We start from the raw sequence: 7,063 nt of genomic DNA, 5'->3' as shown, positions 1-7,063 counted from the left end.
CGGAGTATTTTTCTGTGTTGGTTGGAGTATTTGTTAAAGGACTTACAGGAAAAGGATATTCAGACTAAAAATTATTTGCTGATTCTCGATAATGCCTCAATTCATAAAGGTCAAGCGATTGATGATTTAGCAGCAAAATATAAGACAAGAATCGTTTATCTACCTGCGTATAGTCCCGACCTCAATCCTATTGAAAAAGCATGGTCTGTCTTAAAAAGTAAAGTCAGGCACATTATTGCTCAGAACAATAAAACCATTCAGGAAGCTCTGGATATCGTATTTAAGATGATGTAGCTTATGTTTAATATTTAGCTATAAAAGCTTTTTAAATTTATGAATACTTTGTCCATTGCCTTTATTTTGAAATTCTGAAAATTTTAGTTCTGAGCCATCCATAGTTAGATTGTTATTTTTAAATCTATCAAATAGTTTCTTTTTTAATTTTTTTTCGTCAGGATTTTTACTTAGATAAATTCCACCTAAGACAAAAGGAAACTCATTATCATTCAACTTTTGTTTTGCTTCTGAGATATTGAGTGATCTTATGTTATTAGTCTCGTCAAAAAAATAATGGAAATTTTTACTATTAAATGGTTTTTCTAAAAAAATGGGTGTAGGTATCATATAAAAATAATAAAGGGCTGAATAATCAGCCCTTTATACACATATTAAATCAAACTAACAACACATTAAAGCGCTGCAATTTGCTCCATATTCGCTTTAATTTTTGCTAACTGGTCAGCAAACTCAGCAAGTTTCACTTTCTCGCCTTCAACCACAGCCGCAGGTGCTTTTGCCACAAAACCTTCGTTACCAAGTTTAGTTGCAATTTGGTCATGCTGTTTTTGAACCTTGTCTAAGTCTTTTTGTAGACGACCCAATTCCGCTTTAGGGTCAATTAAGCCCTTCATTGGAACGAATACAGACACATGACCCACTACAGATGAAGAAGACAATGGTGGTTGCTCAGCACCAGTTAAGAAAGTAATGCTTTCAACTTTCGCCAAAGCTTTAAATAATGGTTCAATACGCGCGATTTGTGCTTTTTCAGCATCCGTCGTATTTTGAAGAAGAACAGGCAACAAGCGAGCATTACCTAGACCCATCTCACCACGAATGTTACGTACCGCACCAATCAAACCTTGAAGCCATTGCATATCTGCTTCAGCTTGTTCATTGATCTTCGCTTGGTCAGCAACAGGGTATTGCGCAAGCATGATCGTTTCACCTGAAATGTTTAACTTCGGTGCAAGCGTCTGCCAAATTTCTTCTGTTAAATATGGCATTAACGGATGAGCCAAACGTAAAGATGCTTCCATCACCGCAAGTAATACACGACGAACTTCAGCTTTACGTTCTACAGAAATATTTTCATCATTCAGAACAGGTTTAGTCAGCTCGACATACCAGTCACAGTATTCATTCCAAATGAATTCGTAAATCGCTTGCGCAGCCAAGTCCAAACGATACGTTGCAAATGCAGTTTGCACCGCTTGTTCCGCTTTTTGTAGACGGCTGACGATCCACTGTTCAGGCAATTCCCAAAGGTCTTGACGAACGTCTTGACCAATCACTTGCTCTTCGCAGTTCATCATCACGAAACGCGTTGCGTTCCAGATTTTGTTGGCAAAGTTACGGTAACCTTCAACACGTTTCATATCGAACTTAATGTCACGACCTGTGTTTGCAAGCGCACAGAACGTGAAACGAACCGCATCTGTACCGTAAGATTGAATGCCTTCAGGGAATTCTTTACGGGTTGATTTTTCAATCTTCGCCGCTTGTTTCGGGTTCATCAAACCTGTTGTACGTTTTTGTACTAAAGTTTCAAGATCAACCCCATCAATCAAGTCGAGTGGGTCAAGCACGTTACCCTTCGATTTAGACATCTTCTGACCTTCGCCATCACGTACCAAACCGTGTACATACACAGTTTTAAACGGCACTTGAGGCGTACCATCTTCATTTTTCATGAAGTGCATGGTCATCATGATCATGCGGGCAACCCAGAAGAAGATGATGTCGAAACCTGTTACTAATACATCAGTCGGGTGGAACGTATTTAAGAAGTAGTTTTCAGCATCTTTTTTGGCATCGCCAGTCCAACCTAAGGTTGAGAATGTCCAAAGACCTGAAGAGAACCATGTATCAAGTACGTCTTCATCTTGATCCAATTGAACATCAGCAGCGATGCCATTTTTCTCACGAACTTCAGCTTCAGAACGACCAACGTAAACATTACCTTCCGCATCGTACCAAGCGGGGATGCGATGACCCCACCACAATTGACGAGAAATACACCAGTCTTGAATGTTGTTCATCCACGCCATGTACATGTTGCTGTATTGTTCAGGTACAAATTTGATGTCACCGTCTTTAACTGCTTTAATTGCAGGTTCAGCAAGTGGCGCAATTTTTACGTACCATTGGTCAGTTAGAAGTGGCTCAACGATCACACCTGAACGGTCACCGCGAGGTGGCTTCAATGTATACGGTTGAATTTGGTCTAACCAGCCTTCAGATTCCGCTTGTTCTACTAACTTTTTACGTGCTTCAAAACGCTCTAAACCAACATAGTCCGCAGGTGCAGGAATGGTTTTAGAAATTTGCTCGCCCGCTTTAGCGATGTATTCGAACTCGGCAAGCACTTCAGCATTTTTGTTGAAGATGTTGATGATTGGCAATTCGCAACGTTTACCTACTTCATAGTCATTGAAATCGTGAGCAGGGGTAATTTTTACACAGCCTGTACCGAATTCTTTGTCGACATATTCGTCTTTAACGATTGGAACCGCACGACCTGTAATGGGTAGGATAATGTTTTTGCCAACAAGTGCTGCATAACGTTCATCATCAAGCGCAACAGCAACAGCCGTATCACCTAACAATGTTTCAGGACGAGTTGTTGCCACAACGATGTGATCTTTACCATCGTGAGTACGAAGTGATTTGTCTTCAAAGAAATATTTGAAGTGCCAAAGTGAACCTTGTTCTTCTTTATCAGACTCAACTTCTAGGTCAGACAGCGCAGTTTGTAATTTTGGATCCCAGTTAACGAGGCGTTTACCACGGTAGATCAAACCATCTTCATGCAGTCTAACAAACACTTCTTTTACCGCATTAGATAAGCCTTCATCCATGGTAAAGCGTTCACGTGACCAATCTACAGATGAGCCAAGACGACGAATTTGACGGGTAATGTTACCGCCAGATTGTTCTTTCCATTCCCATACTTTTTCGATGAACTTGTCACGACCTAAGTCATGACGACTGATCCCTTCAGCTCCCAACTGACGCTCTACAACCATTTGCGTTGCAATGCCTGCGTGGTCAGTACCCGGTTGCCATAAAGTATTTTTACCCGACATGCGGTTATAACGCGTCAACGCATCCATGATGGCATTGTTAAATCCATGCCCCATGTGCAAGTTGCCGGTGACGTTCGGTGGTGGAATCATGATACAGAAGGATTCGCCTTTTTCAGACGGCTTGAAGTAACCACGCTCTTCCCAAGTTTGGTACCATTTTTTCTCGATCTCAGTAGGATCGTACGTCGTAGCAATATTTTGCGCTGAATCAGTCATAGCAAGAACAGACCAAAAAGTTGTATAAAAAATTGCACTTATTATAGCAAAAAAAAAGCGGGCAATGGGATGTAAAGCAAATGCATTCTGTGAACAAATAGCAGACAATCGAAGCTGTAAAAATATTGAAACCCAAAATGATCCGTCCTCTTTAGACGTAAAATTTAAATAAAAACATCAATAAGGTCTTAAAAATATGAGCTATACCGTTGAATTAAAATTAAAACCCGAAACGTATCAGCAATTTCAAAATATCCATACCAAATTAAATAACAATGATCGAGAGCCACAATCCAAAGCCTTAGGCGATAATATCTCCAATATTGCATGCGAACTCATCGACCAAGCTTTTGGCAGTTTGGTCAATCAATCGAGTTCTAAAGATGGTGATTCTGAAAAAGTGCTTAAACAAGTCAAGGATGCCATCACCAAATACATGCCCTGGTCGGTGTCTTTTTTTGGTAATGATCGACTTTTGCCGATGGTCAATCACGTCAATGGCTTGATGAAGCGTAAAAATGATCAAGGCTATATTACTTATCCAGTCGATAAGGTTGTGGTTGAAGAATTATTGGGCTGTGCGGAACAGTTAAAGCAAGGCAATACTGCCTATGTAAAACCGGGTCTGAAAGCATTTACTCAAGTGGTGGATCAAGGCGTGACCAGTTTGATTCGTGAACCTAAAAAATTATTAAAATTTAATATGGTGGTCAACAAAACCTTAGATGGTGTGATTAGTTTAACCACGGGGATTGGCTACAAACGTTTTGACAAACTCAGTACGATTTATGACGCGCAAACCATTGGTAAATACTTTGACCATTTTGTTGCTTTCTTAGACAAGGGTGATAACAATAAGGCTTAAATACAATGAACAATCCTAGAGGTTGTTCGTACATTTAGCGAGATAAGGATATTACAAATGGCGCGTTCAACACTCAATGGCAAAGTGGTTTGGATTACAGGTGCATCGTCAGGCTTAGGTAAAGCTTTGGCGGCTGAATGTGCATCTCAAGGTGCGATCTTGGTGTTGAGCGCACGCCGTTATGAAGAATTAGAAAAGGTACGGTTAAGTTTATCCAACCCTGAACAGCATATTTCGATTGCAGTGGATATCACGGATGAAAACCAAGTTCGCCATGCTTATGAGGAAGTCTTGAAAGCCAAAGGTCGTATTGATTGGCTGGTGAACAATGCAGGACTCAGTCAGCGTGCTTTGATTGAAGACACCACCATGCACACTGAACGTGCCATCATGGAAGTAGACTATTTCTCACAAGTATTTTTGACTAAGACGGTATTGCCAACCTTATTAAAACAACAGTCTGGGCGAGTCATTTTTATTTCCAGTGTTGCAGGACTTTTGGGTGTACAGTACCGTGCAACGTATTCGGCAGCCAAAGGCGCGATTCATATGTGGGCGAACAGTCTACGTGCAGAAGTCGCAGATCAAGGTATAGGGGTATCTGTGATCTTCCCAGGATTTGTGAAAACCAATGTGTCGTTTAATGCTTTAAACGGAGAGGGTAAACCACAAGGTCATCAAGATGAAGTGATTGAAAATGGCTTAGATGCAGATGATTTTGCACGTCAGACTGTGACAGCACTTCTAAGTGATGAAGAGTTTATTGTGGTGAGTAAGGCCAAAGAAAAATTAGGCGTGTGGGTCTCTCGTTTTTCCCCTAAAACGCTTTATAAGATGATTCGTAAAACGAAAGTGAAATAGTTTAATATAAGTTTAGACTCTATGTTGAATGGCGCTTTACAGCGCCATCTTTCACGCAGGTGTGCAAAGACAGAATCCAAAACGGTATCAATCATCCTCTGTATGCCGAACAATATATTTTAATCTTAATCAGAACATGCCGTTGTTATTGGCACATTCAGATGGATGAGGAATTTCTTGTAAAACATCCCAGTGTTCTAAAATCAGTCCATCCTCATCAAACCTGAAAATATCAACACCCGCCGTGCCTAGATCTTCAGGCTCATTGTTATAGATATTAAAAAAATTGACATGTGCCCATGTATAGTCACCTTGAGCGATAATACGATGTACTTTGACATACATATTGGGAAAACTTTCTAAGCGTTTTAAGAATGCACCTCCTGTACCGTCTGCCGTATCAGGAAGAAAGGGATTATGTTGAATATAGTGGGGAGACAAGTACTTACGGGCGGCTTCTAGCGGTTTTTTCTGATTAAACATTTCATCGTAGAGCGCGAGTAATTTTTCGATATTTCTGGAACCTTTATCATTGTTTTCATCAGATTGAATATGCATGTTTTTCACCTCTATATAATTTTATAAATATTGATACTTTTCCATTCACGTAGTGGCCACATTATGCTTGAGCAAGAATACGTCGCGCATCATCACCGATGGCAACTCTCAAAGGCAAATCTGCTTGTTTGACTAAATCAACAATTTCTTGAGCTGCACGATGTGGATCCAATCCATCATGTTGACCTTGCATTATGCGATCCGTGAACGCACGAAACTCTTGCCCATAAATCGCATCTTGTACAGGGCTCATGTCACTAATGATACGGTCTAGTGCTTTTTGTACTTTTGCAGGACCACCTGTTTTCATATTGCCACAGACTGCAATACTGGTTGTAATGCCAAACTTTTTCAGTTCTGCACCATACATATCTGTGAAAATTTCAGCTGCTGCTTTGGATGCACTTGAAGGAGCATTAAATGGCGAGGGTTGATCCACAGAAACAGTACTAATTTGAATAATACGTCCTTTGGACTCACGTAATAATGGTAAAAATGCATTGACGATTCTGATTAGCCCAAAAGTATTGACATCGAACTCTTTAAAAATGGATTCAATGGGGATGATTTCGATAGGGCCTGGCGTAAGAATTCCAGCATTATTAATGAGAACTTCAAGCTGATTTTCGGTTTGTATTTTGACAAAATTTGCGAATGCATCAATCTCATTTTGCTGAGTAATATCACATAACTTAAGAATAACTTGACCTTGTGAAAGTTGATACAGCTGATCAATTTCTTGTTGATTAAATGCAGTCCCGTAAACGGTATAGGCATTTTTAGCGAGGATTAGCGCAATATGTTGACCAAGGCCACTTCCCGCACCTGTTACAACGGCAGTAGGCATAAATAGCTCCTTGTAGACAGACTATATTTGAATGAAGACCTAATTTCTTCACTTTATTTAATGAAAGAACAGATTTTTTGTACAGGCTTATATTCGCGACAGATTGTCCTATTAATGTTGTACGTGAGAGGCATTAAATTTGGTTTATAAATTTGATTTATATTGGGAAAAATAGCGTATTTTAGGCGGGTGATACTAAAGTTTTTAAATTGATTTCTTGAACCGAATGTGTATTATCGGTGAAGGTGTGTATTGTTATAATCTTAAGATGTTGACAGATGAAATAACTAATAAAAGCATTGAGTTAAGTGTTTATTTGGAGGGCGGTTATCTGCTCCGTAGCTTGAT

At 39.8% G+C, this 7,063-nt stretch carries 7 protein-coding genes; 3 read left to right on the top strand and 4 right to left on the bottom strand.

The genetic code is table 11. The annotated features are described in order from the left end of the window. The coding region (locus AC5YD2_RS14210; protein WP_496126956.1) for a transposase at positions 1–294 on the top strand (294 nt) is incomplete at its 5' end. Between the two features lie 18 nt (positions 295–312). On the opposite strand, the gene AC5YD2_RS14205 is transcribed toward AC5YD2_RS14210, so the two are convergent. Both AC5YD2_RS14205 and AC5YD2_RS14200 read right to left on the bottom strand, forming a co-directional pair. Beyond that, a complete protein-coding gene (locus AC5YD2_RS14205) occupies positions 313–624 on the bottom strand; it encodes a hypothetical protein (RefSeq protein ID WP_496126955.1) in 312 nt (103 codons plus the stop codon). A gap of 65 nt (positions 625–689) precedes the next feature. Next, positions 690–3,584 (bottom strand): valine--tRNA ligase, encoded by a 2,895-nt coding sequence (locus AC5YD2_RS14200; RefSeq protein ID WP_496126954.1) that lies wholly within the window; start codon positions 3,582–3,584, stop codon positions 690–692. Between the two features lie 196 nt (positions 3,585–3,780). On the opposite strand from AC5YD2_RS14200, the gene AC5YD2_RS14195 reads away from it, so the two are divergent. Both AC5YD2_RS14195 and AC5YD2_RS14190 read left to right on the top strand, forming a co-directional pair. Further along, entirely contained in the window at positions 3,781–4,449 is a 669-nt protein-coding gene (locus AC5YD2_RS14195) for a hypothetical protein (RefSeq protein WP_496126953.1), read from the top strand. Positions 4,450–4,506: 57 nt separating this feature from the next. Beyond that, on the top strand, positions 4,507–5,310 hold the full coding sequence (locus tag AC5YD2_RS14190; RefSeq protein ID WP_496126952.1) for an SDR family oxidoreductase: 804 nt from the start codon (positions 4,507–4,509) through the stop codon (positions 5,308–5,310). 129 nt (positions 5,311–5,439) lie between these two features. On the opposite strand, the gene AC5YD2_RS14185 is transcribed toward AC5YD2_RS14190, so the two are convergent. Together AC5YD2_RS14185 and AC5YD2_RS14180 are read right to left on the bottom strand one after the other, a co-directional pair. Beyond that, positions 5,440–5,868 (bottom strand): nuclear transport factor 2 family protein, encoded by a 429-nt coding sequence (locus AC5YD2_RS14185; protein ID WP_496126951.1) that lies wholly within the window; start codon positions 5,866–5,868, stop codon positions 5,440–5,442. Positions 5,869–5,929: 61 nt separating this feature from the next. Next, on the bottom strand, positions 5,930–6,715 hold the full coding sequence (locus AC5YD2_RS14180; RefSeq protein WP_496126950.1) for an SDR family NAD(P)-dependent oxidoreductase: 786 nt from the start codon (positions 6,713–6,715) through the stop codon (positions 5,930–5,932). Positions 6,716–7,063: the final 348 nt, after the last annotated feature.

The sequence above is a fragment of the Acinetobacter sp. CY73 genome, assembly GCF_059515865.1.
The sequence above is the reverse complement of the archived record's forward strand: the minus strand, read 5'-3'. Positions and strand labels throughout refer to the sequence as shown.

Excerpts from the sequence above, each read along its gene's own strand:
- AC5YD2_RS14205 (WP_496126955.1), bottom strand. The coding sequence starts at position 624 with ATGATACCTACACCCATTTTTTTAGAAAAACCATTTAATAGTAAAAAT.
- AC5YD2_RS14200 (WP_496126954.1), bottom strand. The coding sequence starts at position 3,584 with ATGACTGATTCAGCGCAAAATATTGCTACGACGTACGATCCTACTGAG.
- AC5YD2_RS14195 (WP_496126953.1), top strand. The coding sequence starts at position 3,781 with ATGAGCTATACCGTTGAATTAAAATTAAAACCCGAAACGTATCAGCAA.
- AC5YD2_RS14190 (WP_496126952.1), top strand. The coding sequence starts at position 4,507 with ATGGCGCGTTCAACACTCAATGGCAAAGTGGTTTGGATTACAGGTGCA.
- AC5YD2_RS14185 (WP_496126951.1), bottom strand. The coding sequence starts at position 5,868 with ATGCATATTCAATCTGATGAAAACAATGATAAAGGTTCCAGAAATATC.
- AC5YD2_RS14180 (WP_496126950.1), bottom strand. The coding sequence starts at position 6,715 with ATGCCTACTGCCGTTGTAACAGGTGCGGGAAGTGGCCTTGGTCAACAT.